The organism is Ramlibacter agri, assembly GCF_012927085.1.
GTDB classification, from domain to species: domain Bacteria; phylum Pseudomonadota; class Gammaproteobacteria; order Burkholderiales; family Burkholderiaceae_C; genus Ramlibacter; species Ramlibacter agri.
Window position 1 is genome coordinate 3,368,191 of record NZ_JABBFX010000001.1, and the last position, 24,958, is coordinate 3,393,148.

The window sequence follows — 24,958 nt, forward strand, 5'->3', positions numbered from 1 at the left end:
CATGGACTGCATCCAGACGCTGGACACCAGCGGCGCGCGGGCCGTCGAGACCTTCGTCGTCGATGGCGAGCGCTACCTCGTGGTGCCGCAACTGGCGGTGGACGTGCCCGGCCAGCCGGCCGCCATGACCTTGGGCAACAGCGACATCGAGGCGCTGGTGTTCCGCTGGGAGCAGAGCGCATTCACGCCTTGCGGGACGCTGCCGGTGCCGGGCGGCGAGGACGCGGAGTTCTTCACGCTGGGCGGCCGCAAGTTCCTGGCTACCGCCAGCCTGCGGACTGGCAAGGATCCTTACTCGTTGCGGACCGACAGCACCATCTTCGAATGGAGCGAAGGCCGCTGGGCCCCGTTCCAGTCCATGCCCACGGTGGCGGCCAAGCAGTGGCGGCACTTCCGCATCGGCGAACGCGACTTCCTCGCGCTGGCGCAGGGCGCGGCCGAGGCCGATGGCGGCCGCGACGATGAGCGCTCCTGCATCTTCGAATGGGATGGCGAGCGCTTCGCCTTCTTCCAGGCGCTGCCTTCCGCCTGGGGCTACAACTGGTGCTTCTTCGAGGTGGACGGCCTGCCACTGCTGGCACATGCGGACCACGTCGTGCCCTCGACGCTGTGGCGCTGGAAGGGAGAGCGCTTCGAGCCTTTCCAGGAACTGGAGGGCCGCGCGGGCCGCGCCTTCTGCTTCGTCGAGGCGGGCGGCGAGCGCTGGCTGGCCTTCGCGCGCCTGTTCTCCGAGACGCTGATGCTGCGCTGGAACGGCCAGCGTTTCGAACCGGCCCAGGTGCTGTCCGGTCCCGGCGGCCGCGAGTTCCGCTGGGTGCCCGGCTGGGACGGCGGCCGCCTGGTGCAGGTGAACTTCCTGCAAGGCTCGCGCGAGGCTCCCATCACCCGCCTGCAGTCTCTGGTGCACAAGCTGGAAGATGGCCGCTGGCAGGTGGACCAGGAATTCCCCACCAGCGGTGGCACCGACGCCGTGGCCTTCGAGGAGGACGGCGGTGCCATCGTGCTCGTGGTCTCCGAAAGCCTGGCGCCGGAAGTGCGCTTCCGCGCGCCCAGCCGCGTGTACCGCATCGCCAAGGAGGAGCGGCCATGAACGCCAGCCCCGAACTGCTGCATCTGTTCGAGACCTACACCGGCGGCCCCGACAGCCTGGGCGCGACGCTGGCGCGGGTGACCGCGCAGGCGCATGCGGACGATCCGCTGATCGTCGCCACCAGCGCCGACCTGGTGCTGTTCCCGGGCGGCGGCGGCACGCCGCAAGTGCAGGGCTTCCGGCTCGGCACGCGCGGCTTCAAGGAGCTGGCCGGCGTGTCGCACCTGGGGCCCGCCATCGCCTCGCTGCTGCGCCTGCGCGAACTGCAGGGCGACGCCGGGCCCTGGCGGGCCGAGGCCGAGCGCTTGCTGGCGAGCACACGCACGGCCCGCGCCGCGAACTCGGTGCGGATGTGGCGCGAGCAGATCGCCGTGGCCGCCTTCCGCGGCCGCGAAGAGAAGATCGCCGCGCTGGTGAACGACGCCTGCCTGGCCAGCGAGGACTACCTGGAGCGCGTGCTGCGTGCGCCGCAGGAGTTCACCCGCGAAGACCTGCGCCGGCGCCTGCTGGAGCCGAGGCTGAACGCGGTGATGATCGCCACCTTCTTCCTGGTGGGCATGGACATCGCGCACCGCGTGATCGCCTGGTTCGACGGCCTGGCGCTGGACTGGACCCGGGCGATGGCGCTGATCGTCGGCCGCCAGGGCCGGCCCACGGCGGGCGTCACCTGGACCACCAATTCGGTCCACGCGATGATGACCGGCGCGGCGCGCGGGCGGCTGGCGCTGGAGCGCATCTTCATCGCGCCGCACGGGCCGGACTTCCGCGTGTCACAACCGCCCGATCTCGCGGCCTTGCGCGCACAGGAGCAGCCCCTGCGCGAGCTGTGGGCGCAGGTCCGCGCCACCTGCGAGCTGGCCCCGCTGATGTACGAAGGCTATCCCGCTTACGCGCCTGGCGCCGTGCAGCGGCCGGTCCTCACGCCGGACACGCAGGCCGTCGCCGAGATGCCTGCAATCCACGCTCCCGACGACTGGCGCGCGCTCACGACGCGGCTGCGCGTGGTGCTGGAAGACCCGCGCCAGCTGCTTTCCGGCTGCGTCACCGACTACGCGGTGGCGCAGCTCGTCGCCCACGGCAACGATCCCGCGCGCGTGACCGTGCCGGGCCTGGATTCCTAGGACAGGAGACAAGACATGCCAATGAATCGCCGCACTTTCGCCGCGGCGGGGCTCGCCTGCGCCGGCGTCCCCGCCTGGGCCCAGCCTTCCTGGCCCAGCCGCCCCATCCGCATCATCACGCCCAGCCCGGTAGGCGTGGGCTCGGACCTGTTCGCGCGCCAGTACGCAGAGCGCCTGACGCATGCGCTGGGCGTTGCGGTGCTGGTGGAGAACCGGCCCGGCGCCGCCTCCGTGCTGGGCACCGACGCCGTGGCGAAGGCCGCGCCCGATGGCTACACGGTGTTGTTCTCCACCAGCAACCCGTTCACCATGACGCCCTTCCTGCTGAAGAAACTGCCCTACGACGCGCAGGCCGACCTGCAGCCGGTGACGCAGGCCTTGCGCGGTGGGTCGTTCATCGTCGCCAACAACGCATTTCCCGCGCGCACCATTGGCGAGCTCATTGCGCGCGCCAAGGCGGCGCCGGGCAAGATCAGCTATGCGTCCTACGGCCCGGGCAGCACCGCGCATCTGGGCATGGAGCTGGTGCAGGACGCGGCGGGCATCGAGCTGCTGCACGTGCCGTACAAGCAGGGCGCCATCACCGACGTGATCGGCGGGCAGGTGATGCTGGGTTTCGAACCGCCGGTGTCCGCGCTGCCGCACATCCGTGCCGGCCGCCTCAAGGTGCTGGCCTATACCGGCGGGCAGCGCAGCGCCGCGGCGCCGGAGGTCCCCACCGTTGCCGAGACCTTGCCGGGCGTGGAGGTCCTGACCTGGCTGGGCTTCTGGGTTCCCGCGAAGACGCCCGATGCGGTGGTGCAGCGGCTCTATCGCGAGGTCACGGCGATCAACAACTCGCCGGAGATGCGGAAGTACATCGCCGACCAGGGCCTGGAACCCGCGCCGGCCACACCGCAGGAAACTGCGGCCGTGGTGCGCAAGGACGCCGAGGTGATGGGCCGCCTGATCAAGGCGAAGAACATCAGCCTCGACTAGGCTTTGGGCGCGGGAGTCTTCGGCTGGAAGTCGCAATACTGCGAGACCGCGCACTGCCAGCACTTGGGCGTGCGCGCCACGCAGACGTAGCGCCCGTGCAGGATCAGCCAGTGGTGCGCGTCCACCCGGAATTCCTTGGGCACGCGTTGCTCCAGCTTGGCCTCGACCTGCTCCGGCGTCTTGCCCGGCGCCAGGCCGGTGCGGTTGCTGACGCGGAAGATGTGCGTATCGACCGCCATCGTCTCCTCGCCAAAAGCGACGTTGAGGACCACGTTGGCCGTCTTGCGGCCGACGCCGGGCAGCGCCACCAGTTCGTCGCGGGTGCGGGGCACCTCGCCGCCGTACTGTTCGACCAGGATGCGGCAGGTCTCCAGCAGGTTCTTCGCCTTGGTGCGATAGAGGCCGATGGTCTTGATGTAGCCCTCCAGCCGCTCCAGCCCCAGGTCCAGGATCTTCTGCGGCGTGTTGGCCGCGTGGAACAGGTGGCGGGTCGCCTTGTTCACGCCGGCGTCGGTGGCCTGGGCCGACAGCAGCACTGCCGCCAGCAGCTCGAACACGGTGCTGTATTCCAGCTCGGAGACGGGCGAGGGGTTGGCGGCGCGCAAGGTCGCGAAGAAGGGGACGACGTCTTTGTCTTTCATGGAGGGAGTGTATTTTTGCCGCGGAACTCGCGCGCGACGGCGGTGACCACGTCGGCCTTTTCCGAATCGCGCCGCTGCACCAGCGCGATGCGGCGCTCCTCGGCGTTGGGCAGTTCGATGAGGCGCAGCTTGGGGTCGCTGGCCCAGCGCGCGTCGCGCAGCAGCGGTACCAGCGCCACGCCCAGGCCGGAGCGCACCAGTTCGACGATGCTCTCCAGCGCGTTCAGCTCCAGCAGCTCGCGCGGCTGCACGCGCAGGCGCTTGAGGGTGCGCTCCACCAGGTGGCCGGTGTGCTGCGTGTGGTCGAAGCGCAGGAAGGGCTGTTCGGCGAGCAGCTGGCGCGGTGGCGCTTCGTCCAGCTTGCGCGGCGCGAGCAGCACCATGGGCTCGGTGTAGAGCGAGCTCCAGGCCAGCTCGGGCCGCGCCGGGCCGGGCTCGCGCACCACCAGCGCGGCGTCCAGCTCGCCGGAGCGCACCCGCTCGATCAGCTCGATGGACTTGGCGGCCGACACATGCAGGTCGAGGCCGGCATGGCGCGCCTTCAGCCGCAAGGTTGCCTGGATCAGCGGCCGCGCCGCCGACACCACGGCGCCCAGGTGCACCGTGCCGGCCATGCCTTCGGTGCCGGCGGGCTGCGCCAGCATCTGGTCGTACAGGGCGAGCAGGCGGCGCACCTGCGGCACCAGGGCCCGGCCGGCATCGTTGAGGGCCACCGTCTTGCCTTGCCGTTCGAACAGGGGCCGGCGCAGGTCCGACTCCAGCGCGCGCATCTGCTGGCCGACCGCCGCCTGCGTGAGCGCCACGCGGGCCGCCGCGGCGGCGAAGGAGCCTTCCGCCGCCACGGCGGAAAAGGTGCGCAGGAGCCGGATGCTGCTCATGTCGCCATGCTAAAGGAAAGCTTTCGCGTGGTTAAAGAAGGTTTCGCTTTTTCTTTGGCGACGCCATTCTTATCATCGAGTGATGAAGACGAAGTCGTTTGCCTCGATCCTGCTCGCCGCGGCCACGCTGTTCACGGCCGCCGCCCAAGCCCAGGGCTATCCCGCCCATCCCATCCGCCTGGTCGTGCCTTTCCCGGCCGGCGGCGCCACCGACATCTTCGCCCGCGCCGTTTCGCAGAAGCTCGGCGAACGCCTCGGCCAGACCGTGGTCGTCGACAACAAGCCCGGCGCGGGCGGCGCCATCGGTTCCGACATCGTCGCCAAGGCGCAGCCGGACGGCTACACGCTGCTGCTGGCCACGACCAGCACGCACAGCATCGGCCCGGCGCTGAGCAAGCTGCCTTACGACGCCGTCCGCGACTTCACGCCGATCGCCCACGTGGGCGACGCGCCCAGCATCATGCTGGTGCCGAACAGCTCGCCGGCGAAGACGGTAAAGGAGTGGGTGGACTACGCTCGCAAGAACCCGGGCAAGCTGAACTACGCCAGCAGCGGCACCGGCACCATCGTCCACCTCACGGCCGAATACTTCAAGTCGCAGGCCAACCTGTTCCTGGTCCACATCCCCTACAAGGGCACGGCGCTGTCCATCCCCGACCTCGTGAGCGGCAAGGTGGACCTGCTGTTCGACGCGCTCCCCAGCGGCCTGCCGCACGTCAAGGCCGGCCGCCTGCGCGCGCTCGGCATCACCAGCCTGAAGCGCTCGCCGCTGCTGCCGGACCTGCCGGCCATTTCTGAAACCGTGCCCGGCTTCGAGTCGGTGACCTGGTTCGGCGTGTACGGCCCCAAGGCGCTGCCGCCTGAACTGGTCGCGAAGCTCAACGCCGGCCTCAACCAGGCCCTGCAGGACGCGGAGGTCAAGGCCAGCCTGGCCAAGCTGGGCATCGACCCGGTGGGCGGCACGCCGCAGCAGTTTGCCGCGATGCTGGACAAGGACCGCGCCAAGTGGCGCACTATCATCACCGAACGCAACATCCGGGTCGATTGAGCAGCATGAAGAACTTCGACTTCCACAACCCCTATCCGACCACCCGCATTCCCGTCTTCGCGCGCAATGCGGTGTCCACTTCGCATCCGCTGGCCGCGCAGGCCGGCCTGCGCATCCTGTGGAAGGGCGGCAATGCGGTCGATGCGGCCATCGCCGCCGCCGCCTGCATGACGCTGGTCGAGCCGGTCAGCAACGGCCTGGGAAGCGATGCCTTCGCCATCCTGTGGGACGGCAAGCAACTGCAGGGCATCAACGGGTCCGGCCCGGCGCCGGCCGGCTGGACGCCTTCCTACTTCCAGAAGAAATACGGCGCGGACGCGAAGACGCCGCCCAAGCGCGGCATGGATTCCGCCACCGTCCCCGGCGCCGTCGGTACCTGGATGGCCCTGTCGGAACGCTATGGCAAGCTGCCCTTCGCCGACCTGCTGGCGCCCGCCATCGAGATCGCCGAACGTGGCTACCTGCTGCCCATCGTCGTGCAGCAGAAGTGGGCCGCGGCGACGCCGGAATTGGGCGGCCTGCCGGGCTTCGCACAGAGCTTCCTGCCCTGGGGCCGCGCGCCCAACGTGGGCGAGCTGTTCACTTTCCCGGCCGCGGCGCGCGCACTGCGCGCCATCGCCGAGACCAAGGGCAAGGCCTTCTACGAAGGCGAAATCGCCGAGGCGCTGGCGAAATTCAGCCAGGCCAACGGCGGCGTGCACACGGTCAAGGACTTCGCTTCCTACAAGCCGGAGTGGGTGACGCCGATCTCGCGCGACTACCGTGGCTACGCGCTGCACGAGATCCCGCCCAACGGGCAGGGCATCGCGGCGCTGATGGCGCTGGGCATCGTGGAGAAGTTCGACATCGCCGGCATGAAGGTGGACGGCGCCGATTCGCAGCACGTGCAGATCGAGGCGATGAAGCTCGCCTTCGCCGACGTCTACCGCCACTGCGCGGAGCCGTCGCACATGGAAGTGACGCCCGCGCAGATGCTGGACGACGCCTACCTCGCCAGCCGCGCGAAGCTGATCGACATGAAGCGCGCGCAGGACTTCCAGTCCGGCAACATCGTCAAGGGCGGCACCATCTACCTGACCGCCGCCGACGAGAACGGCATGATGGTCAGCTTCATCCAGAGCAACTACATGGGCTTCGGCTCGGGTTGCGTGGAGCCGCAGTACGGCATCAGCCTGCAGAACCGCGGCCACGGCTTCAGCCTGCGGCCGGGGCCCAACCAGGTGGCGCCGGGCAAGCGGCCGTTCCACACGATCATCCCGGCCTTCCTGACGCGCGCGGGCCAGCCGGTCATGAGCTTCGGCGTGATGGGCGGCAACATGCAGCCGCAGGGCCACCTGCAGACCACGGTGCGCATGCTGGACTACCACCAGAGCCCGCAGGCGGCCTGCGATGCGCCGCGCTGGCGCTTCAACCAGGGGCTGGAGATCAACGTCGAACAGCAGATGGACAAGGCCACCGTGCAGGAGCTGGTGAACCGCGGCCACCGCATCGAAGTGATCAACGACAACTACCAGGACTTCGGCGCCGGCCAGTTCATCTGGCGCATGGGCGACCCGAAGCGCGAGGGCTACGTCGTCGCGAGCGATTCGCGGCGCGACGGGTTGGCGGCCGGTTTCTAGGCGGCGAGCCGGGGTTCGCTGCGCGAAACCCGGCCTACGTGCCCGGGAACAGGCCCGCGATCAACTCGCCCGCGAAGCGGTTCGACTCCTTGCCTTCCTTGCGCAGCCACTGCCCGAACTCTTCGACCAGGGCCTTGCTGCCCGAGGCCGGCGAGGCGAAGTAGTGGTAGTCGCGCGCGCCGACGCGCGGCAGGTACAGCGGCAGTACCAGGCGGCCGGCGGCGATGTCGTCGGCGGCCAGCGGCGAGGGCACCAGCGCCACGCCCATGCCGTCCAGCGCGGCCTGCATGGCGAAGTAGATCTCCTCGAACACCAGCTCCGAGCGCGGCTTCAGCTCCGGCACGCCGGCTTTCGCCAGCCACTCGGGCCATTCCAGCGCCTGCTGGTTGGAGTGCAGCAGCACGTGCTGCCGCAGGTCGCCGGGCTTGCGGATCGCCTGCTGCTCCAGCAGCTCCGGCGCGCAGACCGGCACCAGGCTGGCGGTGAGGAAGGGCACGGAGTCGAGCTTGCGCGAGGCGGAGGACTGGCGCCGCACCACCAGGTCGAAGCCGCGGCCCACGACCTCGGCCAGCGGCTCCTTGCCCGTCGTCAGCCGGATCTCGGCATCCGGCCGGCGGCGCTGGTAGGCGGCCAGGCGCGGGATCAGCCAGCGCATGGCGAAGCTCGGTGGCACGTTGATCAACAAGGTCGATGGGCTGGCCTGCGCCTGCACGTTGCGCACCGCGGCCTGCAGGCGCTCGAAGGCCGGTGCGACATCCGCGAACAGGATGCGGCCGGAGTTGGACAACTGCAGCCGCGCCTTGTCGCGCGTGAACAGTTGCACCCCCAGCTGCGCCTCCAGCGCCGTGACCTGGCGGCTGACCGCGCTGTGCGTGACGCCCAGCACTTCGGCGGCGCGCGACACGCTCAGGTGGCGCGCCACCGCCTCGAAGGCACGCAGGGCGTTGAGGGAAACGTCGGACTTGGGCTCGGGCACATCCGATGATCGCACGCGGCCCGACCTTGTGAGAAAAACGAACAGCCCGGGGTGGCCGCGTGAGTTGCCGCGCCCCTTCCCAGGCCGCACACTTCGTGCCGGACGAAACACTCACCGCAGCCTTCCCCCATGACCTTGCAATCCGAACCGCGCCGCCGCCTCCTGCTGGGCGCCGGCCTGGCCGCGCTGCTGCCCTCGGCCTGGGCCCAGACCGGCTGGCCCGCCAAGCCCGTGCGCATCATTTCCCCGTACACCGCGGGCGGCCTCGGCGACATCCTGCCGCGGGCGCTTGCCTCCGTGCTGCAGCCGCGCATCGGCCAGCCGGTGCTCGTCGACAACAAGCCCGGCGCCAGCCAGGTGCTGGGTGCGCAAGCCGCCATGCGCTCGGAGCCGGACGGCCTGACCCTGTTCTGGGCCAGCACGACCAGCATGGCGATCAACCCGATCGCGCAGAAGAAGCTGCCCTACGATCCGCTGAAGGACTTCGCGCCCATCGCCATCTGCTTCACGGCGCCGCTGTACCTGATCGTGCGCCCGAGCTTGCCGGTGAAGAGCGTGCAGGAGCTGGTGGCCTACGCGCGCGCCAACCCCGGCAAGGTGACCTTCGCCTCCGGCGGCAACGGCTCGACCAACCACCTGGCCGGCGAGCTGTTCGCGCAGCAGGCCGGCGTGAAGATGCTGCACGTGCCTTACAAGGGCGCGGGCGGCGCCATCACCGACCTGATGGCCGGCACCGTGGACATCATGTTCGAGGGCAACGGCGTCGAGTACGCCCGCAAGGGGCAGCTGCGCGCGCTGGCCGTGGCCAGCAACAAGCGCACCCGTGCCGCGCCGGAGCTGCCGACCATCGCCGAAGCCGGCGTGCCCGGCTGCGAAGTGGGCGTGTGGTTCGGCCTTGCCGCGCCGGCAGCCACGCCGCAACCGCTGGTGGAGCGCATCGCCACCGAGGTGCAACACGCGCTGGTCGACCCCGAGCTGGCCCGGCGCCTGCCCGACGTCGAGATCACGCCTTCCACCCCGCAGCAGATGGCCGCCCAGGTGCGCGCGGACACGGCGAAATGGCGCAAGGTGATTGCCGCCGCCAACGTGACTTTCGATTGAGGACAGCAGGTATGAAGAACGATCCCGTGGTGGTGCTGGGCGCCGGCATCGGCGGCCTGGCAGCGGCCGCCGCGCTGCGCCGCGTCGGCGTGGAAACCATCGTGTGCGAGCAGGCGCAGGCCTTCGCCCGCATCGGCGCCGGCATCCAGCAGAGCCCCAACGCCATGAAGGTGCTGCGCGGCCTGGGCCTGGAGCAGCGCATGCGCGACATCGCTTTCGAGCCCGCCACTTCGCTGAACCGCGACGCCTACAGTGGCGACACCACCAACGAGTTCCCGCTGGGCCAGGGCCATGCCGTCGAAGAGCGCTATGGCGCGCCCTTCCTGGCCATGCACCGCGCCGACCTGCATGCGGCGCTGGCCGACATCGTGCCCGCGGACACGCTGCGCCTGGGCCACAAGCTGGTCGCGGTGGACCAGGACGCGAGCGGCGTCGAACTGTCCTTTGCCAACGGCGAGCGCCTGCGCGCCAGCGCGGTGATCGCCGCCGACGGCGTGCACTCCCTCATTCGCGAGCACGTCGTGCAGGGCGTCGAGCAGGCCCGCTTCACCGGCCGCGTCGCCTACCGCACGGTGTTCCCGACCGCGCTGCTGAAGGACGCGGACATCGGTTCTTCCCGCACCAAGTGGTGGGGCAAGGACCGCCACATCGTCATCTACTACGTGACGGCCAAGCGCGACGAAATCTACTTCGTGACCAGCCAGCCCGAGAAGGCCGACTGGATCACGCGCGAATCCTGGTCGGCCAAGGGCGACGTCGACGAACTGCGCGAATCCTTCTCCGCCTTCCACCCCGATGTGCGCGCCGTGCTGGCCGCGGCGCCCGAGGTGCACAAGTGGGGCATCTTCGAGCGCGACCCACTGCCGCTGTGGACCCGCGGCCGCATCACCTTGCTGGGCGACTCCTGCCACCCCATGACGCCATACATGGCCTCGGGCGCGGCGATGGCGCTGGAAGACGCCGCGGTGCTTTCGCGCTGCGTCGCCGAGTCCGGCCTGGCCGATCCCGGCGCGGTGTTCGCCCGCTTCGAGGCCACGCGCAAGGCCCGCACTTCGCAGGTGCAGGCCGGGTCGAGTGCCAACACCTGGATGCGCAACAACACCAACCCGGACTGGCTGTACGGCTACGACGCCTGGACCTGCCCGCTAGCCGAAGGCGAGGCCGTGCCTGCGTGAGGGCCTTGCCACCGGCTGAGCCAGGGCAAATCCGCTTACGCTGCGGCCGCGCAGGCTTTCCCGGCTGAGTCGTGCACGGGCCGCGCAGGCGGGACTTTGCCACGTGTTGTCTCTCCTTTGCGGGTGAACGTCCGTGAAGCAAGTGCGCCGCTGCGCAACAGCTGTTTCCGGGACCGGCCCGCCGATTTGTTGACAACGCCTTGGCCGCGGAGTCTTCAGAGTAGGCAGCATGAGTTTCGACATCAGCGTGACGCGGGAAGCGCAGCAGTCCCGCGTGACCATCAAGGGAGACGCGAGCTTGGGGCAGCTGCTGTCCCTCCTGCAGTTGCTGCAAGTGGAAAGCCGCCAGTGGCCGCGCGACGAGCTGATGCTGGACCTGAGCGGGCTCGAGCATCGCTTCGGGCCGTCGGAGCAATCGCGGCTGCAGTCCGAAGCCGCACGGCTGCTGCCGTGGATCCCGCGGATTACCGTGCGCTGGTGGCCGGCCTGATCAGGGCCGCAGGCCCGTGAGGTAATTCCCGAGGTTCTCGATGTCGGTGTCGTTGAGCGTCTGCGCGACGCTCGTCATGGTGCCGGCGTCGTTGGTGCGCGTGCGCGCCTTGAAGGCCTTCAGCTGGAGGACGATGTACTCGTAGTTCTGCCCGGCCACGCGCGGAATCTCGTTCTGGCCCATGAAGCCGCCCAGGTGGCACATGGTGCAGAGCGTCTCGTCGGCCTTGGCCTTGCCGGCCTTGGCCTTCGTTTCATCGACCTTGAAGGCTGAAGGCTTCAGCGGCTGGGCCGCGTAGAAGTTGGCCAGCGCCATCATGTCCTCGCGGCTGAGGTTGGCCGCCATCGGCGACATCAGCGGGTTGCTGCGCCGGCCTTCGTTGAAGTCCTTCAACTGCACGTAGAGGTAGCGCCAGGTCTGGCCTGCCAGGTTCGGGTACTCGGGCGAGACGGCGTTGCCGTCCGGCCCGTGGCAGGCTGCGCAGACCTGCGCCTTCGCGCGCACGGCCTCCTGGTCCTGCGCGGCCGCCGGCACGGTGGCCAGCAGGGCGAGCAGGAACAGGAGGCGCGCCGTCACGCCTTCAGTCCGGCAAGGCGAACACCGCGAGCGTGTTGCCGCGCTTGAAATCGAGCTGGGTGTTGCCGCCGCAGCCCATGGCCACGTACTGCTTGCCCTTGACGCTGTAGCTCACGGGCATGGCGTTGGCGCCGGCGCCGCAGTTGAATTCCCACAGCAGCTTGCCGTTGCGAGCGTCGAGCGCGCGGAACAGGCCGTTGCCTTCGCCGTAGAACACGAGGTCGCCGCCGGTGGCGAGCGCGCCGCCGATCAGGGGCTGCGCCGTGTCGAACTTCCAGGCCAACTTGCCGGTGTCGACGTTGACGGCCGCGAGCCGGCCCCATTGCTTTTCGCCTTCGATCACCTTGAAGGCGCCGCCCAGCCAGAGCTTGCCGCCCGGGTACTGGCCGGCTTCGACGTGGTAGGTCATGGGCTGGTGCAGGTTCAGCGCGTAGGCCATGCGCGTCTTCGGGCTGAAGGCCATGGGCGACCATTCGACGCCGCCGTTGGCGCCCGGCAGCATGCGCGCGCCGGTCGCGGTGGGCAGCACCCACATGTTCTCCTGCGGGATCATCGCCTCGGAGTAGCGGATCAGCTTGCCCGTGGCGCGGTCGTGGACGTAGACGTGGCCGGTCTTGCCGCCGTGGATGACGGCCGGGACCATCTTGCCGCTCGCGTCCTTGGCATCGACCAGGATCGGCGGGCTCACCGCGTCGAGGTCCCACACGTCGTGGGCGATGTACTGCGAGTGCCACTTGTACTGGCCGGTGTCCAAGTCCACCGCGACCATCGAGTCAGTGTACAGGTTGTCGCCGGGCCGCACCGCGCCGTACAGGTCGGGTGAAGGATTGCCGACCACGAAGAAGATCGTGCGGCTGGCCAGGTCCACGGCCGGATTCATCCACACGCCGCCGCCCAGCGTCTGGTAGAAGTCGCTGTTCTTCGCGAGCGCGTCCTTCTCGGCGGGGATGTCGCGCTTCATGTTGCGGCCGGTCGCATCGTTCTCGGCCCACACGCCTTCATGGCCCTTGTCGGGGATGGTGTAGAAGGTCCACAGCGCCTTGCCGTCGCGCGAGTCGAAGGCCTTCACGAAACCGCGGATGCCGTATTCGCCGCCGTTGGTGCCTATCAGCACCTTGCCGCCGACGACCGTGGGCGCCATGGTCTCGCTGTAGCCCTTTTCGGGATCGGCGATCTGCGTCTCCCACAGCTTCTGGCCGGTCTTGGCGTCCAGCGCGACCAGCTTGGCGTCGAGCGTGCCCATGTAGAGCCGGCCGCCTTCGATGGCCACGCCGCGGTTGTTGGGGCCGCAGCAGAAGGTGGTGATCGGCCCCATGTTGTGCTTGTAGTGCCAGAACTCCTGCCCGGTGGTGGCGTCCAGCGCGTACACGTGGTTGAACGCGGTGGTCATGTACATGATGCCGTCGACCACGATGGGCGCGGTCTCCATCGATTCCTTCACCTCGGTCTGGAACAGGTAGACCGGGCGCAGCCGCTTGACGTTGGTGGTGTTGATCTGGCTGCCGGGGTAGTAGCGGTGCTGCGAGTAGCCGCCATTGGTGTGCAGCCAGTTCACCGACTGCTTGTCGGCGTTGTCCAGCATCTGCTGCGACACGTCCGGCGCCTTGATGATCATGGCCGGGCCGCGGCCGCCCTGGCCCTGGATTTCCTGGGCGGCGGAGGGCGCCGCCGCGAAGGCCAGCAGGAGGGCGGCAATCCAGTGGAAGCGGGGGGACGGGACTTGCATACGACTTCTCCTCGATCAGGTGGTGGACGTGATTCTTCGAGTGAAGTCCGGCGCGCAAGCGTCGGGCTGGCCGCACTAGGGCCGGCGCCAGTATCATGATTTCCAGTACGGATGACAATGCCCGAAGCCCTAGGGAGTGAGCATGGAACACCGCATCGCCCGCCTCGCCGTTGTCCTGCTTCTTGGAACGCTGGGCGCCGCGGCCCACGCGCAGCGCGGCATGGGCGAGATCAACGCCAACAGCCAGCTGCTGGTCGCGGCCCGCTCGGACAACCTGCCGCGCGTGCGCGAGCTGCTGGCGGCCGGGGCCGCGGCCAACTCGCGCGACGGCAATGGCGATTCACCCTTGAACCTGGCTGCCAGGCACGGCAACCTGGCCCTGGCCGAAGCTTTGCTGCAGGCGAAGGCCGATCCCGAAACCCCCAACCTCGCGGGCGTCACGCCGCTGATGGCGGCCAGCTATGCCGGCAGCGGCGTGGTGGTGCGTAGGCTGCTCGCCGCCGGCGCGCGTATCGAACCGGTCGACCGCGTGCACAAGAACGCCGCCACCTATGCGGCGGCGCAGGGCTGCGGCGACTGCCTGCTGGCGCTGCTGCAGGCGGGCACGCCGGTGAACGCCCGGCTGGTCAACCAGCTCACGCTGCTGATGTGGGCGGCGGGGCAGGGCCAGGAGGGCACGACGAAGCTGCTGGTGGAGCAGGGCGCCGACCTGGCGCTGCGCGACGACCGCGGCAAGACGGCGGCGGACATCGCCCGGGAGGCGAACCACCCGGAGGTGCTTCGAATCCTGGAGCGGTGAGGTGTCGGGGTGCGTGTGTAGGGTGCGGTAGGGCGCGTCAATCGCGCAGGCGCAACTGGCCGGGCAAAGGCACGGAGCGATGCAGCACGTCCTCCGCCAGCCAGATCGCCGAGCGCCGGGCCCGCTGCGCCACGAAGGGCAGCGGCATCTGCACGTAGTCGTCGTTGAACACTTCGAAGCTGTAGTCGCCGGCGTAGCCCAGCGCGTCCAGCTTCAGCACCAGGTCCACCAGCTGCGGCGTATGCACGCCCTCGCCGGGGAACACGCGGAAGGTGCGGGCGGTGGCCATGCGCTCCTCGAAGGTGCGCGTCTCCTGCCACATGAAGTCCGACAGCTGCACCAGGAAGATCTTGGCCGGGTCCAGGTCCTCGATCGCGTCCAGCGGCGTCTTGGCCGCCAGGATGTGGAAGGAGTCGATGCCGATGCCCAGGTTGGGGCAGTCGGCGCGGCACACCACGTCCCAGGCCGTCGTGTACTCGTTGACGTTGCGGCCCCAGGACAGGCCCTCGTAGGCGATGCGGATGCCGAAGGGGATGGCCAGCATCGCCAGCTTGCGCAGGTCGCGCGCGATGTGGTCCAGGTCCGCGCTGGCATGCACGGAGGTCGACGAACAGGCCAGCAGCACGTCGCAGCCGAGCGCCGCGCACATCTCCAGCATCTGCTTGGCGATGTCCACCTTGTACTGGTGCAGGTGGCCCGACAAGCCTTCGAAGTCGCGCAGCACCTGGAAGCCGGTGCCCCGCAGCCCGCTTTCGCGCACCACCTTCACGGCGGCCTTCCAGCCTTGCGGATGGCCGTTGAGGTCGTTGGCCTTCAGCATCACCTGCTTGAAGCCGGCTTCGGCCATGGCTTCCAGCTTGGCCTCCAGCGGGCCGGCCAGGGTGATGGTGTCCATGCCGAAATCGCGCATGGCTTGCTGCACGCCGCGGCTGGTTCCGGTCATGCCTGCTGCTCGCTGTGGACCAGCTCGAACACGACGCTGCCCAGGAAGGTCTTGGTGATGGCGCCACGCTGCTCGGTGTGGGCGTGCGGGCTCTCGACGAATTCCATGCCCAGCGCGCGCAGCGCACGCACGGCGGCCAGCACGTCGGGCACGCCCAGGCCGATGCGCTGCAGGCGTTCGCTGTTGTCGCGCGCCAGCGGGTCCGGTTCGATCAGCTGCAGCATGAAGCGGTTTTCCGGCTGCAGCGCGGGGGCGCGCAGCAGCTTGCCCGCCGGCATGATGCCGAAGCGCTGCTCGTCGGGGATCAACGCGGTGCCGAACAGCTCGGAGTAGAACTCGATCCAGTCGTAGCTGCGGCCGCTGCCGATGTACTGCACCACGCCGAAGAAATGGATGCCGGCCACCGCCGGCGGCTTCGGGTCCACCGTGGGGATCGGCACGAAGTCGACGTCGTAGATCGAGAACTCGCGGTAGCGGTCGACGAAGAAGATGCGGCTGCCGCCCACGCCGTGGATGGCGGGGATGTTCAGCTCCATCGCGGCCGGGTGCGTGGGCACCTCCCAGGCGCCGCGCTCCAGCACGTACTGGTAGGCGGCGCGCGCGTCGCGCACGCGCACGGCGACGGCGGCGATGCGCGGCGCCTCCGGCAGCGGCGTGCCTTCGTCATCCAGCGGATGCGCGTTGACCACGATGTTCATGCCGCCCTGGCGGTACAGCAGCACCTCGCGGGAGCGATGCCGCGCCACCGGGCGGAAGCCCATCATCTCCAGCACCTGGCCCAGGGCCTGCGGCTTGGCGGTGGCGTATTCGATGAACTCGATGCCGTCCAGCCCGATCGGGTTGGATGCGTCGCTGAAGGAATCCTGCAGCGGTTCGCGGGCATGTTCCGGCTGAAGCAACAGGTCACTCATGGGGGAAGCCTTTCAATACTGCACGCGGGCGACGGCCCGCAGGTTCTCCGCGGTGGTGGTGGGGAAGCCGAAGAACTCCAGGTAGGCGGGGATCTGCTCGAACAACATGTCGGTGCCCACCTGGATCGGGCAGCCGCGCTGCTTCGCCTCGGTGAGGAAGGCCGTCATCTCGGTCTTCATCACCACCTCGCCGACGAAGGTGCGGGGCTCCAGGCGGCTCATGTCCACCGGCAACGGGTCGCCCGGGTTCATGCCCAGGGGCGTCGCGTTGACCACCAGGTCCAGGCCGGCGGGGTCGCGCCTGCCGGCCTGCACGGCGATTCTAGGGTAGTGCGTGCGCAGGCGCTGCGCCAGCGCCTCGGCCGACTCGGCGTGCACGTCGAACAGGTCCAATGCGCCCACGCCGGCCGCGGCCAGCGAGGCCGCGATGGCGCAGCCGACGCCGCCGGCGCCGACCACCAGCGCTTTCGCGCCCTGCACCTGCAGGCCCTTGCGCTTGACGCCGCGCACGAAGCCTTCGCCGTCGAACATGTCGCCGACCAGGCGGCCCTGCGCATCGCGCTTCACGGCGTTGCAGGAACCGGCCACCTTGACGGTGGGCGTCACCTCGTCCAGCAGGTCCACCACGCTCACCTTGTGCGGCATGGTGATCAGCGCGCCACGGATGTTCTCCAGCGCGAACACGCTGCGCAGCACGTGGGCGAAATTCTCGGGCTTGCAGCCCATGGGCACCACGACCGCGTTCACCCCCACCGACTCGAAGTAGGGGTTGTAGATCATCGGCGCCTTGAAGGAGTGCGTCGGCCAGCCGAGGTGCGCCACGAACTCCGTGTTTCCGTCGATGTTCATCGCAGCGCCGGGTTGTCCTTGTCACGCAGGCGGGCCAGGCCTTCCATGGCGATGATGTAGCCCGTCACGCCGAAGCCGACGACGATGCCGGCGGCCGCGGGCGACAGGTACGAGTGGTGGCGGAACGGCTCGCGCGCGTGCACGTTGGAGATGTGGCACTCGATCACCGGCAGCTCCACGCCCTTGATGGCGTCGTGCAGCGCGACCGAGGTGTGGGTGTAGGCGCCGGCGTTGAACACGCAGCCGAGCGCCTGGCCTTCCTTCACCAGGCGGCCGTATTCCTGGATCTTGTCGATGAGGGCCCCTTCCCAATTGCTCTGGAAGCACTCGACTTCATAGCCTAGCCGCTGGCCTGCGGCGCGGCACATGGCCTCGACGTCGGCCAGCGATGTGGACCCGTACTGGGTCGGTTCGCGCTGGCCCAGGAGGTTGAGGTTGGGTCCGTTGAGGACGAGGATCTTCTTCATGGGGCTTGGGGCTCTCTTTACGTGGCTCGCTACTTGCGGGCCTTTTCCAGCTCGGCCATCATGGCCTTGACCGTCGCCTCGCCCACCGTGGCGGTGTGCTTGGCGAGCACGGGTTTCATTTTCTCGCGCAGCTTGGCCACTTCGGCGGGCGGCAGCTCGCTGACCTGCATGCCGCCCTTCTTCAGCTGCTCGATGCCGGCAGCCAGCTGGGCGCGCGACTGTTCGCGCTCGTACTTGACGGACTCGACGGCGGCGTCTTCCAGCACCTTCTTCTCGCCCGCCGACAGGCCGTCCCAGAACTTCTTGCTCACCACGATCGACTGCGGATTGTATTGGTGGTAGGTGAAGGTGATCTGCTTCTGCACCTCGTACAGCTTGGCGCCGACGATGGTGGCCACGGGGTTTTCCTGGCCATCCACGGCGCCCTGTTCCAGGGCCGAGTACAGCTCGGGGAAGGGCAGCGGCGTGGGGTTGGCGCCCAGGGCGGTCACCCAGTCGATGTTGATGGGGTTCGGAATGACGCGCAGCTTGAGGCCCGCGATGTCCTCGACCTTGTGGATGGGACGCTTGCTGTTGGTGATGTGGCGGAAGCCGAGCTCGTAGTAGCCCAGGCCCACCAGGCCCTTGTCTTCCAGCTTCTTGTGCATCATCTGGCCGAAGGGGCCGTCGACGACGATGTCGGCCTCCTTGGCGCTGCCGAACAGGAAGGGGAAGTCGTAGATCGCGAAGTCCTTCACCGTGTTGGCGAAGATGCCCGAGTTCATCGAGGCCATTTCCAGCGTGCCGCCCTGCAGCGCGGAGACATTGGCCTGGTCGCTGCCCAGCGCGCCGCCGGGGAACACGTTGACCTTCAGCTTGCCGCCGGAGTTCTTGTCCACGAGCTCGGCGAACTTCTTCATGCCGAGGATGACGGGGTGGCCTTCGGCGTTCTGGTTGGCGAACTTGATGGTCCGGGTCTGCGCCTGCGCCAGGCCGGCGACGGCGATCGCCGCGACGGCCACCAGTGATTTCAGGAACACTCGTTTCATGCTTCTTGTCTCCTTGCTTGAGAACTGCGTTGAGGGAAATCAGCCGTAGAACCACCGCGCCGGTACTGTGACCAGCTGCGGGAAGAAAACCATCAGGAACATGCAGATGAATTGCGCGACCATGAAGGGCCACACGCCCTTCGTCACCGCGTCCATGCTCACCTTGCCGACGCCGGCCACGGTGCTGAGCACGGTGCCCACCGGCGGGGTGATCAGGCCGATGGCGTTGTTGATCATGAAGAGCACGCCGAAGTAGACGGGGTCGATGCCCGCGGCCTTCACCAGCGGCATCAGCACCGGCGTCAGGATCAGGATGGTGGGCGTCATGTCCATCGCCGTGCCCACGATCATCACCAGCACCATGATGGCGAACATCAGCAGGGTGGGGCGGTCCAGCATCGGCTGCAACAGCGACACCACTTCGGCCGGCAGGTTGGCCACCGTGATCATCCAGGCCGAGACCATGGCCGCGGCCACCAGGAACATGATGACCGCCGTGGTCTGCGCGGCCGCCTCGAACAGCTTGTACAGCTGGTTGAGCTTCAGCTCCCGGTAGATGACCATGGAGACGAACAGCGCGTAGACCGCGGCGACGACGGCGGCCTCGGTGGGCGTGAACACGCCGAACTTCAGGCCCACCACGACGATCACCGGCATCACCAGCGCGAAGGTGGCGTCCTTGAAGGACTGGAGGACCTCGGCCAGGCTCGCGCGCGGCGCGGCCTCGATCTTCTCCTTGCGCACCAGCCACCACCAGGTGATCCACAGCGCCACGCCCAGCAGCAGGCCGGGCACCACGCCGGCCATGAACAGCTTGGAGATCGACACGTTGGCGGCCACGCCGAACACGACGAAGCCGATGGAGGGCGGGATGATGGGCGCGATGATGCTGGCCGCGGACAGCAGGCCGGCCGAGCGCGCGGTGTCGTAGCCGGCGCGGTTCATCATGGGCAGCAGCAGCGCCGCCAGGGCCGCGGCGTCGGCCACCGCGGAGCCGGAGAGCGCCGCCATGATGATGGCGGCCATGATGCCGACGTAGCCCAGGCCGCCGCGCACGTGGCCCACCAGCGTCATCGCGAAATTGACGATGCGGCGCGACAAGCCGCCCGCGTTCATGATCTCGCCGGCCAGCATGAAGAAGGGAACGGCCAGCAGCGGGAAGCTGTTGGCGCCCTCGATCGTGTTCTGCGCCAGGATCTGCGGATCGAAGGTGTCCATGTGCCACATCAGCGCCGCGCCGCAGGCGAGCAGCGAGAACGCGATGGGCACGCCCAGGGCCATGGCGCCGAGCAGCGCGCCGAGGAAGATGGTCATGGCGTTTGCGGGACTTCGTCTTCGGATTCGGTGACGCCGATCAGCTCGGACTCGGCCAGCCGGCCGGTGAGCAGCTTGGCCAGATCGAAGAGGATGAAGAGGAAGGCGAACACGGAAAAGAACACCCCGCTCGCGTAGAACCAGCCCATGGACACTTCCATCACGGCGCTGGTGGTCTCCCGGTTGATCTTCATCTGCTGCCAGGAGCCCTGGAACATCAGCCAGCACAGGTACAGCATCAGCACCTGGCTGGCGCCGAGGCAGAACTTCTTGCCGGCCACGGGCAGGCGCGAAACGAGGCTGTCGGTGCCCAGGTGCGCGCGCTTGCGCAGGGCCGTGAGCGCGCCGAGGAAGGTCATCCAGACGAAGAGCCAGCGCGAGAGCTCCTCGGACATCGTGATGCCCCGGTTGAAACCGTAGCGCAGCACGACGTTGCCGAACACCATCACGACCATCAGGAACAGGCTGACGACCATCACCAGGGTCAGCAGGCGGCAGAAGCGGTCGATCACGCGGTCGATCATCGGAAGGGAATCTCCTCTCGACCGCGATTTTGTACGGACTGGTTAGTTTTAAACCTACGGGTTATCCCGAGGCCAGGCTCAATCCTTGCGCATGAAGCGCACGATCATCTCGATGCAGCTCTCGCGCCGGTGCGCGATGTAGCTGGCCGAACGCGTGTCCAGCTTGAAGATCACGCCGAAGGTATGGCGGTTGGACACGTTGAAGAAGCTCAGGGCGGAGATGGAGGCGTGGATGTCCACCGCGTCCAGGCCCTTGCGGAAGGCGCCGGCCTTCACGCCGCGCTCGTACAGGTTCTTGATGGCCGCGATGGCGGGCACGTTCAGTTCCTGGATGTGCCGGCTCTGCGAGATGTACTGGCCGCGGTTGATGTTCTCGCTCATCACGAGGCGGATGTAGTTCTCGTGATTGAGGTGGTGGTCGAAGGTGAAGGCCACCAGCCGGCGCAGGGCGGCCTCGGGCTCGAGGTCCTGCAGGTGCAGTTCCGCCTCGATGTCGCGCACGCGCTTGTACGAGTCCTCCAGCACGGCCAGGTACAGGCCTTCCTTGCTGCCGAAGTAGTAGTAGATCATCCGCTTGCTGGTCTGCGTGGCGGCGGCAATCTCGTCGATGCGCGCGCCTGCGAGGCCCTTCTCGCCGAACTCCACCGCGGCCACTTCGAGGATGTTGGCCCTGGTGCGCTCCGGGTCGTTCGTGCGGGTCGTCTCCTTCGGCGCCTTGCCGTGCGGCTTCTTCGCCGCGGCCTTGCCGATTTGTACTAGTTCGTTCATTTCGGCAGTATAGAGCCCGGCAGCCCTCGCGTCATCCCCGCGCAGGCGGGGACCCAGGGCGTCTGCCTTAGCGATCAGAGTTCCGACCGCCGCGGCAGATCCGCCCCGCGCCGCGAGCAGGTGATTGCAGCCGCCTTGGCGGCGAACGCCAACATCTCTTTCAACTGCGCCGCCGGCAGCGCCTGCATGGCCTGCGGCTTCAGCAAGTCGCGCTCCGCCAGCCAGGTGAGCAAAGCGGCCTGGAAGGTGTCGCCGGCGCCCACCGTGTCCACCAGCTGCACCGGCACGGCCTCGGTGCGCGCGCCTTCGCGCGCGGTGAAGGCGGCCGCGCCCAGGCTGCCGCAGGTGATGACGACCAGGCGCACGCCCTGCGCGAGCCAGCGCCGCGCCAGGGCCTGCAGCTGTTCGTCGGGATAGAGCAGGGCGGCGTCTTCCGAGGAGATCTTCAGCAGGTGCGTGCGCTGCGCCATCCACTCCACCGCGGCGCGCCAGCGCGGCACGGAAGGCTCCACGTTCAGGCGCACGTTGGGGTCGTAGGCGACGAGGCGCCGCTGGTGCTCGCGTTCGACCAGCAGGCGCAAGGTCGTCGCGATCGGCTCCACGACCAGCGCGAAGGACCCGAGCTGCAGCACTTGCGCCGCCGCGGGCAGCGTCTCCAGCGCGCGCGGGTCCAGCAGGCGGTCGGCGCCGTGCTCGCCATGGAAGGCGTAAGTGGGCACACCTTCGGCATCCGCCGCGACCACGCTCAGCGTGGTGGGCGCGGCCTGCCGCTGCACGGTGGCCAGGTCCACGCCTTCCTCGCGCAGCGCGTGCAGCAGGCGCTGGCCGAAGGTGTCGGTGGAGATGCCGCCGATGAAGCCCACCGGCTGTCCCAGCCGCGCCAGGCCGACTGCCACGTTGAAAGGGGAGCCGCCCACGCGCGCATCCAGCGCCACGCCGGCCGGTGTCGTACCGGCGGGGAACACGTCCATCAAGGCTTCGCCACAGACCAGGAACATTTCGCGTCTCCTTCACCCGCCCGCCATCATCGGTGACTTCGGGTTATCCATAAGTAAATCCACTTGATTTATTAAAACACGACGACCAGACTTCGCGCAACGCTTCCCCCGTACGCCAACCAGGAGACACCATGCGTTCCGCCCTGCTCGTCCTCACCGCCACGGCCTTCGCGGCCGGAGCCCTTGCCCAGCAACAGCAACCCGTGATCGGCCTGATCACCAAGACCGAGACCAACCCGTTCTTCGTGAAGATGAAGGAGGGCGCCCAGCAGGCGGCCCAGGCCAAGGGCGGCAAGCTGCTCACCGGCGCGGGCAAGGCCGACGGCGACAACGCCGGCCAGGTGACGGCGCTGGAGAACATGGTCAACGCCGGCGCGAAGACGATCCTCATCACGCCGAGCGACTCCAAGGCCATCCTTCCCGCCATCCAGAAGGCGCGCGCCAAGGGCGTGCAGGTGATCGCGCTGGACAGCCCGACCGACCCCGCCGACGGCACCGACGCGCTGTTCGCCACCGACAACTACCAGGCCGGCGTGTTGATCGGCGAATACGCCAAGGTCGCGCTCGGCGGCAAGCCGGCGAAGATCGTCACGCTGGACCTGTTCCCCGGCCACCCGGTGGGCGCGCAACGCCACAACGGCTTCCTCAAGGGTTTCGGCCTGGCCGCGCCCGACGCCAAGAGCAACGACCTGGGCAGGCCCGCCGAAGTGGTGTGCGCCGCCGACAGCTACGGCGACCAGGCCAAGGGCCAGACCGCGATGGAGAACTGCCTGCAGAAGTCGCCCGAGGTCAACGTGGTCTACACGATCAACGAACCCGCCGCCGCCGGCGCCTACCAGGCGCTGAAGAAGGCCGGCAAGGAGAAGGGCGTGATCGTCGTCTCGGTCGACGGCGGCTGCGCGGGCGTGCGCAACGTGCAGGCCGGCGTCATCGCGGCCACCTCGCAGCAGTACCCGCTGAAGATGGCGGCCATGGGCGTGGAAGCCGGCATCGCCTACGCCAATGGCGGGAAGAAGGCCAGCGGCTACACCGACACCGGCGTCGCGCTGATCGCCGACAAGCCGCTGCCCGGCATCCAGAGCATCGACGCCAAGCAGGGCCTGGCGCTCTGCTGGGGCAAGTGAGGAGGACGACCATGCCCGGCGCCCTGCACCTGCCCGATTTCCTGCACCGCAAGACCGATGCGGCCCCCGGCGAGAAGAAGACCAGCCACATGCCGCCGCTGACGGCGCTCGGCCCCTTCGTCGCGCTGCTCGCGGCCTGCCTGTTCTTCGCCACCCAGAACGACCGCTTCCTCACCGCGCAGAACTTCTCGCTGGTGCTGCAGCAGGTGATGGTGGTGGGGCTCATCGCCATCGGCCAGACCTTGATCATCCTCACGGCCGGCATCGACCTGTCCTGCGGCATGGTGATGGCGCTGGGCGGCATCGTCATGTCCAAGCTGGCGGTGGAGTCCGGCGTGCCGCCCGCGCTCGCCATCGCCTGCGGGCTGGCGGTGACCACGCTGTTCGGCATCGTCAACGGCCTGCTGGTGACGCGGATCAAGCTGCCGTCCTTCATCGTGACGCTGGGCACGATGAACATCGCGTTCGCGCTGACGCAGCTCTATTCGTCCTCGCAGACGGTGACCAACCTGCCTGATGCGCTGACGGCGCTGGGCGAGACCTTCAAGCTCGGTGGCACGGAGGTCAGTTGGGGCGTGGTGCTGATGCTGGCGCTGTACTTCATCGCCTGGCTGGCGCTGCGCGAGACCGCGCCGGGCCGCCATGTCTACGCGGTCGGCAACAACGCCGAGGCGGCGCGCCTCACCGGCATCCCGGTGCGCCGCGTGCTGCTGGCGGTGTACGCGATCGCGGGCCTGCTGTATGGCGTCGCCTCGCTGCTGTCGGTGGCGCGCACGGGCGTCGGCGACCCGAATGCCGGCCAGACCGAGAACCTCGATGCGATCACGGCCGTGGTGCTGGGCGGCACCTCGCTGTTCGGCGGCCGCGGCGTCATCCTCGGCTCGCTGGTGGGCGCGCTGATCGTCGGCGTGTTCCGCAACGGCCTCACGCTGATGGGCGTGTCCTCGGTGTACCAGATCCTGGTCACCGGCATCCTGGTCATCCTGGCGGTCGCCATGGACCAACTCTCTCGCCGTGGAGGCCGCTGATGAAAACCCCTGTCGTCCTGGAAGCGAACAACCTCGTCAAGCGCTATGGCCAGGTCACGGCGCTGGATGGCGCCGACTTCGAACTGCGCGCCGGCGAGATCCTGGCGGTGATCGGCGACAACGGCGCCGGCAAGTCCTCGCTGATCAAGGCGCTGTCGGGCGCGGTGGTGCCGGACTCGGGCGAGATCCGCCTCGATGGCGACGTGATCCACTTCAAGAGCCCCAGCGATGCGCGCAAGGCCGGCATCGAGACGGTCTACCAGGAACTCGCGGTGGCGCCGGCGATGACCATCGCCGAGAACCTGTTCCTCGGGCGCGAGGTCACGCGCTTCGGCGCCCTCGGCAAGCTGCTGCGCATCCTGGACAAGAAGCGCATGGTGGCGGAGGCCAAGGCGGCGATGGCGGACCTGAAGATCGGCATCCGCAGCATGACGCAGCCGGTGGAGACGCTCTCCGGCGGCCAGCGCCAGGGCGTCGCGGTGGCGCGCAGCGCCGCCTTCGCGCGGCACGTGGTGATCATGGACGAACCCACTGCGGCCCTGGGCGTGAAGGAGGGCAACATGGTCCTGGAACTCATTCGGCGCGTCCGCGACAAGGGCTTGCCGGTGATCCTGATCAGCCACAATATGCCGCACGTGTTCGAAATCGCCGACCGCATCCACATCGCCCGCCTCGGCAAGCGCGCCGCGGTGGTCAACCCCAAGACCATCAGCATGAGCGACACCGTCGCCGTGATGACGGGGGCCATGCGGCCGGAGGACATCCCGCAGGAGTGCCTGGCTTGAG

26 protein-coding genes are annotated in these 24,958 nt (G+C 68.5%); 12 read left to right on the plus strand and 14 right to left on the minus strand.

What is annotated here, in order from left to right:
- Window position 1: 1 nt before the first annotated feature.
- The 3 genes from HHL11_RS16385 to HHL11_RS16395 are packed head-to-tail and all read left to right on the plus strand — an operon-like array spanning window position 2 to window position 3,189.
- Window positions 2-1,090 (plus strand): hypothetical protein, encoded by a 1,089-nt coding sequence (locus tag HHL11_RS16385; RefSeq protein ID WP_169419408.1) that lies wholly within the window; start codon window positions 2-4, stop codon window positions 1,088-1,090.
- Entirely contained in the window at window positions 1,087-2,211 is a 1,125-nt protein-coding gene (locus HHL11_RS16390) for a DUF5624 domain-containing protein (RefSeq protein WP_169419409.1), read from the plus strand. Before HHL11_RS16385 ends, HHL11_RS16390 begins: the two co-directional genes overlap by 4 nt.
- Before the next feature lie 15 nt (window positions 2,212-2,226).
- The gene (locus tag HHL11_RS16395) at window positions 2,227-3,189 is read left to right on the plus strand and encodes a Bug family tripartite tricarboxylate transporter substrate binding protein (RefSeq protein WP_240980092.1); all 963 of its coding nucleotides are present in this window, start codon (window positions 2,227-2,229) and stop codon (window positions 3,187-3,189) included.
- Here HHL11_RS16395 and nth read toward each other — a convergent pair.
- Both nth and HHL11_RS16405 read right to left on the minus strand, forming a co-directional pair.
- Window positions 3,186-3,830 carry an endonuclease III gene (nth, locus tag HHL11_RS16400; RefSeq protein WP_169419410.1) on the minus strand — a complete coding sequence of 215 codons (645 nt, stop codon included), beginning with the start codon at window positions 3,828-3,830 and terminating at the stop codon, window positions 3,186-3,188. The genes HHL11_RS16395 and nth overlap by 4 nt on opposite strands.
- Window positions 3,827-4,708 carry a LysR substrate-binding domain-containing protein gene (locus tag HHL11_RS16405; protein ID WP_169419411.1) on the minus strand — a complete coding sequence of 294 codons (882 nt, stop codon included), beginning with the start codon at window positions 4,706-4,708 and terminating at the stop codon, window positions 3,827-3,829. Before HHL11_RS16405 ends, nth begins: the two co-directional genes overlap by 4 nt.
- A gap of 82 nt (window positions 4,709-4,790) precedes the next feature.
- Here HHL11_RS16405 and HHL11_RS16410 point away from each other — a divergent pair, with 82 nt between their 5' ends.
- Together HHL11_RS16410 and HHL11_RS16415 are read left to right on the plus strand one after the other, a co-directional pair.
- Window positions 4,791-5,756: a Bug family tripartite tricarboxylate transporter substrate binding protein gene (locus HHL11_RS16410; protein ID WP_169419412.1), complete on the plus strand. Its 966-nt coding sequence runs from the start codon at window positions 4,791-4,793 to the stop codon at window positions 5,754-5,756.
- 5 nt (window positions 5,757-5,761) lie between these two features.
- The gene (locus HHL11_RS16415) at window positions 5,762-7,375 is read left to right on the plus strand and encodes a gamma-glutamyltransferase family protein (RefSeq protein WP_169419413.1); all 1,614 of its coding nucleotides are present in this window, start codon (window positions 5,762-5,764) and stop codon (window positions 7,373-7,375) included.
- A 34-nt stretch (window positions 7,376-7,409) separates the two neighbouring features.
- Here the strand turns inward: HHL11_RS16415 and HHL11_RS16420 are convergent, their stop codons facing one another.
- The gene (locus HHL11_RS16420) at window positions 7,410-8,366 is read right to left on the minus strand and encodes a LysR substrate-binding domain-containing protein (RefSeq protein ID WP_169419414.1); all 957 of its coding nucleotides are present in this window, start codon (window positions 8,364-8,366) and stop codon (window positions 7,410-7,412) included.
- A 114-nt stretch (window positions 8,367-8,480) separates the two neighbouring features.
- On the opposite strand from HHL11_RS16420, the gene HHL11_RS16425 reads away from it, so the two are divergent.
- The 3 genes from HHL11_RS16425 to HHL11_RS16435 all read left to right on the plus strand — a co-directional run bounded on the left by HHL11_RS16425 (window position 8,481) and on the right by HHL11_RS16435 (window position 11,117).
- The gene (locus HHL11_RS16425) at window positions 8,481-9,452 is read left to right on the plus strand and encodes a Bug family tripartite tricarboxylate transporter substrate binding protein (protein ID WP_169419415.1); all 972 of its coding nucleotides are present in this window, start codon (window positions 8,481-8,483) and stop codon (window positions 9,450-9,452) included.
- An 11-nt stretch (window positions 9,453-9,463) separates the two neighbouring features.
- Window positions 9,464-10,627 (plus strand): FAD-dependent monooxygenase, encoded by a 1,164-nt coding sequence (locus HHL11_RS16430; protein ID WP_169419416.1) that lies wholly within the window; start codon window positions 9,464-9,466, stop codon window positions 10,625-10,627.
- 229 nt (window positions 10,628-10,856) lie between these two features.
- Entirely contained in the window at window positions 10,857-11,117 is a 261-nt protein-coding gene (locus HHL11_RS16435) for a hypothetical protein (RefSeq protein WP_169419417.1), read from the plus strand.
- On the opposite strand, the gene HHL11_RS16440 is transcribed toward HHL11_RS16435, so the two are convergent.
- Both HHL11_RS16440 and HHL11_RS16445 read right to left on the minus strand, forming a co-directional pair.
- Entirely contained in the window at window positions 11,118-11,693 is a 576-nt protein-coding gene (locus tag HHL11_RS16440; RefSeq protein ID WP_169419418.1) for a c-type cytochrome, read from the minus strand.
- Window positions 11,694-11,697: 4 nt separating this feature from the next.
- Window positions 11,698-13,419: a pyrroloquinoline quinone-dependent dehydrogenase gene (locus HHL11_RS16445; RefSeq protein ID WP_169419419.1), complete on the minus strand. Its 1,722-nt coding sequence runs from the start codon at window positions 13,417-13,419 to the stop codon at window positions 11,698-11,700.
- A 142-nt stretch (window positions 13,420-13,561) separates the two neighbouring features.
- On the opposite strand from HHL11_RS16445, the gene HHL11_RS16450 reads away from it, so the two are divergent.
- A complete protein-coding gene (locus HHL11_RS16450) occupies window positions 13,562-14,218 on the plus strand; it encodes an ankyrin repeat domain-containing protein (RefSeq protein ID WP_169419420.1) in 657 nt (218 codons plus the stop codon).
- Between the two features lie 37 nt (window positions 14,219-14,255).
- Here HHL11_RS16450 and HHL11_RS16455 read toward each other — a convergent pair whose 3' ends face one another.
- The 9 genes from HHL11_RS16455 to HHL11_RS16495 form a co-directional block, all read right to left on the minus strand.
- Window positions 14,256-15,161: a sugar phosphate isomerase/epimerase family protein gene (locus HHL11_RS16455; protein WP_205964293.1), complete on the minus strand. Its 906-nt coding sequence runs from the start codon at window positions 15,159-15,161 to the stop codon at window positions 14,256-14,258.
- The gene (locus tag HHL11_RS16460) at window positions 15,158-16,072 is read right to left on the minus strand and encodes a VOC family protein (RefSeq protein WP_169419421.1); all 915 of its coding nucleotides are present in this window, start codon (window positions 16,070-16,072) and stop codon (window positions 15,158-15,160) included. Before HHL11_RS16460 ends, HHL11_RS16455 begins: the two co-directional genes overlap by 4 nt.
- Window positions 16,073-16,084: 12 nt before the next feature.
- Complete coding sequence (locus HHL11_RS16465) at window positions 16,085-16,921, minus strand: shikimate dehydrogenase family protein (protein WP_169419422.1); 837 nt, start codon at window positions 16,919-16,921, stop codon at window positions 16,085-16,087.
- On the minus strand, window positions 16,918-17,388 hold the full coding sequence (aroQ, locus tag HHL11_RS16470; RefSeq protein WP_169419423.1) for a type II 3-dehydroquinate dehydratase: 471 nt from the start codon (window positions 17,386-17,388) through the stop codon (window positions 16,918-16,920). Before aroQ ends, HHL11_RS16465 begins: the two co-directional genes overlap by 4 nt.
- A 29-nt stretch (window positions 17,389-17,417) precedes the next feature.
- Window positions 17,418-18,416 (minus strand): TRAP transporter substrate-binding protein, encoded by a 999-nt coding sequence (locus HHL11_RS16475; protein WP_169419424.1) that lies wholly within the window; start codon window positions 18,414-18,416, stop codon window positions 17,418-17,420.
- A gap of 39 nt (window positions 18,417-18,455) precedes the next feature.
- On the minus strand, window positions 18,456-19,730 hold the full coding sequence (locus tag HHL11_RS16480) for a TRAP transporter large permease subunit (protein WP_169419425.1): 1,275 nt from the start codon (window positions 19,728-19,730) through the stop codon (window positions 18,456-18,458).
- Window positions 19,727-20,254 (minus strand): TRAP transporter small permease, encoded by a 528-nt coding sequence (locus HHL11_RS16485; RefSeq protein ID WP_205964294.1) that lies wholly within the window; start codon window positions 20,252-20,254, stop codon window positions 19,727-19,729. The genes HHL11_RS16480 and HHL11_RS16485 overlap by 4 nt, the downstream gene beginning before the upstream one ends.
- A gap of 78 nt (window positions 20,255-20,332) precedes the next feature.
- Window positions 20,333-21,022 carry a TetR/AcrR family transcriptional regulator gene (locus HHL11_RS16490; protein WP_169419426.1) on the minus strand — a complete coding sequence of 230 codons (690 nt, stop codon included), beginning with the start codon at window positions 21,020-21,022 and terminating at the stop codon, window positions 20,333-20,335.
- Between the two features lie 74 nt (window positions 21,023-21,096).
- Window positions 21,097-22,020 (minus strand): carbohydrate kinase family protein, encoded by a 924-nt coding sequence (locus HHL11_RS16495; RefSeq protein ID WP_169419427.1) that lies wholly within the window; start codon window positions 22,018-22,020, stop codon window positions 21,097-21,099.
- Window positions 22,021-22,151: 131 nt separating this feature from the next.
- Here HHL11_RS16495 and HHL11_RS16500 point away from each other — a divergent pair, with 131 nt between their 5' ends.
- The 3 genes from HHL11_RS16500 (at window position 22,152) to HHL11_RS16510 (ending at window position 24,957) form a co-directional block, all read left to right on the plus strand.
- Window positions 22,152-23,144, plus strand: coding sequence for a sugar ABC transporter substrate-binding protein (locus tag HHL11_RS16500; protein WP_169419428.1), 993 nt, complete (start codon window positions 22,152-22,154; stop codon window positions 23,142-23,144).
- 89 nt (window positions 23,145-23,233) lie between these two features.
- Window positions 23,234-24,172 (plus strand): ABC transporter permease, encoded by a 939-nt coding sequence (locus HHL11_RS16505; protein WP_169420074.1) that lies wholly within the window; start codon window positions 23,234-23,236, stop codon window positions 24,170-24,172.
- Complete coding sequence (locus HHL11_RS16510) at window positions 24,172-24,957, plus strand: ATP-binding cassette domain-containing protein (protein ID WP_169419429.1); 786 nt, start codon at window positions 24,172-24,174, stop codon at window positions 24,955-24,957. The genes HHL11_RS16505 and HHL11_RS16510 overlap by 1 nt, the downstream gene beginning before the upstream one ends.
- Window position 24,958: the final 1 nt, after the last annotated feature.

Coding starts and splice junctions, on each gene's coding strand:
- HHL11_RS16385 (WP_169419408.1), top strand. CDS start 2: ATGGACTGCATCCAGACGCTGGACACCAGCGGCGCGCGGGCCGTCGAG.
- HHL11_RS16390 (WP_169419409.1), top strand. CDS start 1,087: ATGAACGCCAGCCCCGAACTGCTGCATCTGTTCGAGACCTACACCGGC.
- HHL11_RS16395 (WP_240980092.1), top strand. CDS start 2,227: ATGCCAATGAATCGCCGCACTTTCGCCGCGGCGGGGCTCGCCTGCGCC.
- nth (WP_169419410.1), bottom strand. CDS start 3,830: ATGAAAGACAAAGACGTCGTCCCCTTCTTCGCGACCTTGCGCGCCGCC.
- HHL11_RS16405 (WP_169419411.1), bottom strand. CDS start 4,708: ATGAGCAGCATCCGGCTCCTGCGCACCTTTTCCGCCGTGGCGGCGGAA.
- HHL11_RS16410 (WP_169419412.1), top strand. CDS start 4,791: ATGAAGACGAAGTCGTTTGCCTCGATCCTGCTCGCCGCGGCCACGCTG.
- HHL11_RS16415 (WP_169419413.1), top strand. CDS start 5,762: ATGAAGAACTTCGACTTCCACAACCCCTATCCGACCACCCGCATTCCC.
- HHL11_RS16425 (WP_169419415.1), top strand. CDS start 8,481: ATGACCTTGCAATCCGAACCGCGCCGCCGCCTCCTGCTGGGCGCCGGC.
- HHL11_RS16430 (WP_169419416.1), top strand. CDS start 9,464: ATGAAGAACGATCCCGTGGTGGTGCTGGGCGCCGGCATCGGCGGCCTG.
- HHL11_RS16435 (WP_169419417.1), top strand. CDS start 10,857: ATGAGTTTCGACATCAGCGTGACGCGGGAAGCGCAGCAGTCCCGCGTG.
- HHL11_RS16445 (WP_169419419.1), bottom strand. CDS start 13,419: ATGCAAGTCCCGTCCCCCCGCTTCCACTGGATTGCCGCCCTCCTGCTG.
- HHL11_RS16450 (WP_169419420.1), top strand. CDS start 13,562: ATGGAACACCGCATCGCCCGCCTCGCCGTTGTCCTGCTTCTTGGAACG.
- HHL11_RS16455 (WP_205964293.1), bottom strand. CDS start 15,161: ATGACCGGAACCAGCCGCGGCGTGCAGCAAGCCATGCGCGATTTCGGC.
- HHL11_RS16460 (WP_169419421.1), bottom strand. CDS start 16,072: ATGAGTGACCTGTTGCTTCAGCCGGAACATGCCCGCGAACCGCTGCAG.
- HHL11_RS16465 (WP_169419422.1), bottom strand. CDS start 16,921: ATGAACATCGACGGAAACACGGAGTTCGTGGCGCACCTCGGCTGGCCG.
- aroQ (WP_169419423.1), bottom strand. CDS start 17,388: ATGAAGAAGATCCTCGTCCTCAACGGACCCAACCTCAACCTCCTGGGC.
- HHL11_RS16475 (WP_169419424.1), bottom strand. CDS start 18,416: ATGAAACGAGTGTTCCTGAAATCACTGGTGGCCGTCGCGGCGATCGCC.
- HHL11_RS16480 (WP_169419425.1), bottom strand. CDS start 19,730: ATGACCATCTTCCTCGGCGCGCTGCTCGGCGCCATGGCCCTGGGCGTG.
- HHL11_RS16485 (WP_205964294.1), bottom strand. CDS start 20,254: ATGATCGACCGCGTGATCGACCGCTTCTGCCGCCTGCTGACCCTGGTG.
- HHL11_RS16490 (WP_169419426.1), bottom strand. CDS start 21,022: ATGAACGAACTAGTACAAATCGGCAAGGCCGCGGCGAAGAAGCCGCAC.
- HHL11_RS16495 (WP_169419427.1), bottom strand. CDS start 22,020: ATGTTCCTGGTCTGTGGCGAAGCCTTGATGGACGTGTTCCCCGCCGGT.
- HHL11_RS16500 (WP_169419428.1), top strand. CDS start 22,152: ATGCGTTCCGCCCTGCTCGTCCTCACCGCCACGGCCTTCGCGGCCGGA.
- HHL11_RS16505 (WP_169420074.1), top strand. CDS start 23,234: ATGCCGCCGCTGACGGCGCTCGGCCCCTTCGTCGCGCTGCTCGCGGCC.
- HHL11_RS16510 (WP_169419429.1), top strand. CDS start 24,172: ATGAAAACCCCTGTCGTCCTGGAAGCGAACAACCTCGTCAAGCGCTAT.